Origin of the sequence: Acinetobacter sp. (genome assembly GCF_049284435.1) — a bacterium.
GTDB lineage: Bacteria > Pseudomonadota > Gammaproteobacteria > Pseudomonadales > Moraxellaceae > Acinetobacter.
Genome location: NZ_JBAPXX010000154.1, coordinates 1 through 1,699 on the forward strand (window position 1 = coordinate 1; position 1,699 = coordinate 1,699).

General features: G+C 44.7%; 2 protein-coding genes. Both read right to left on the reverse strand.

Features of this window, described 5'->3' with window-relative positions; genetic code table 11:
* Positions 1 to 593 (reverse strand): ethanolamine ammonia-lyase subunit EutC (eutC, locus tag WAK81_RS13410; protein WP_422197509.1); only part of this gene is annotated, 593 nt, incomplete at its 3' end.
* Positions 594 to 608: 15 nt separating this feature from the next.
* A partial coding sequence (gene eutB, locus WAK81_RS13415) for an ethanolamine ammonia-lyase subunit EutB (RefSeq protein ID WP_422197507.1) occupies positions 609 to 1,699 on the reverse strand: 1,091 nt, incomplete at its 5' end.

A 1,699-nucleotide genomic window follows, 5' to 3' on the forward strand; every position in this document is an offset into this window, starting at 1 on the left:
ATACTGTCGGGTGAACTCAGACCTGGGCGTTCACCGATCAGCATCACCAACATTTTGGCGTTTAGAATCTGCGCGACTTCATCACCCAATGCCACACGACTTCCCGTTGCAATGACCAGAGGTGCGATAGACCAACCTTCATTGATGCAAGACTGGTGTAATTCTGCAATAAAATGTGGCGCATTATCTTCAATGGCACGTGCAGATAAACCATCACCCGTCACAATCACCACATCATATTTTGCTTGATGTTGCTGTTGATATTGTTTTAATAACTGTCTGGATGCTTCTGACAGTTCCCGACCTAAATCTGGGCGTTTTAGGTAAGTATCTTTATCTTCTGCACAACTGGAAATATGCAAAATATCGGTGTTCAGTTTTGCCAATTGCTCTCCTAAGGCTTGAACATCAAGTACTTTTAAAACGGCATCTTTGGCCTGCGCGTGTGCAAGCTGGAATTCCAACGATGGTTTAGTCGGTAAACTGCCACCAACTCGCCCTAATGCAATACGGGCATCGGTAAACTGTTTCAGTTGTTCCCATGCATTTTGCTTCAACTCTGGCTGAAATTGAATATCGTATTGAACTTTGATCTCCATCTCCTGAGCTTAAGAAATGATTAAACGGGAAAACTTTTCCGGCCGCTGGCTTGGCCATTGCAGTTGTGATGCCTGCTGTTTCAAAATTCCCTGTTGCTCCAGCCAAGTTGCAAACTCGGGTGCAGGCTGGAAACCTAATAATTGGCGAATATATAAAGCATCATGAAAAGAGGTGGTTTGATAATTCAGCATCACATCATCCGAACCAGGAATGCCCATAATGAAATTAATTCCGGCATTGGCCAGCAGAGTTAATAGTACATCCATATCATCCTGATCGGCATCGGCATGGTTGGTATAGCAAATATCACAGCCCATCGGCAGACCCAGTAATTTGCCACAGAAGTGATCCTCCAGCCCTGCCCGAATAATCTGTTTACCGTTATATAAATATTCAGGCCCGATAAAACCGACCACGGTATTAACCAAAAAAGGATGATATTTTCGAGCCACAGCATAGGCACGGGCTTCCATGGTTTGTTGATCTACCCCATGATGGGCATTACTGGATAATGCACTGCCCTGTCCGGTTTCAAAATACATCACGTTCTGACCCAGTGTACCCCGCTTTAAACTTAAAGCAGCTTCATAGCCTTCCTGCAACATGGCTAAATCAATCCCGAAAGCGCTATTGGCGGCTTGTGAACCGGCTATCGACTGAAACATTAAATCGACTGGCACATTTTTATTGACCAGCTCTATGCCAGAACTGACATGAGTCAAGACACAGGACTGCGTCGGTATCTCATATTCATGAATAATATGATCCAGCAGTTTCAAGAGTTCTGAAAGATTCTGCAGATTATCGGTAGCCGGATTAATACCTATCACCGCGTCACCATTGCCATACATCAAACCATCTAAAATACTGGCGGAAATCCCGAGTAAATCATCGGTGGGATGATTCGGTTGTAATCGTGTAGAGAGCCGTCCTTCCAAGCCAATGGTGTTACGAAATTGGGTGATCACCCTGCATTTCTTTGCGACCAGAATCAAGTCCTGATTACGCATAATCTTGCTCACTGCAGCCACCATTTCAGGCATCAGCCCAGCTTGTAAATGTTGTAATTTTTCTGTGCTGGCATCTTCACTGAGTAGCC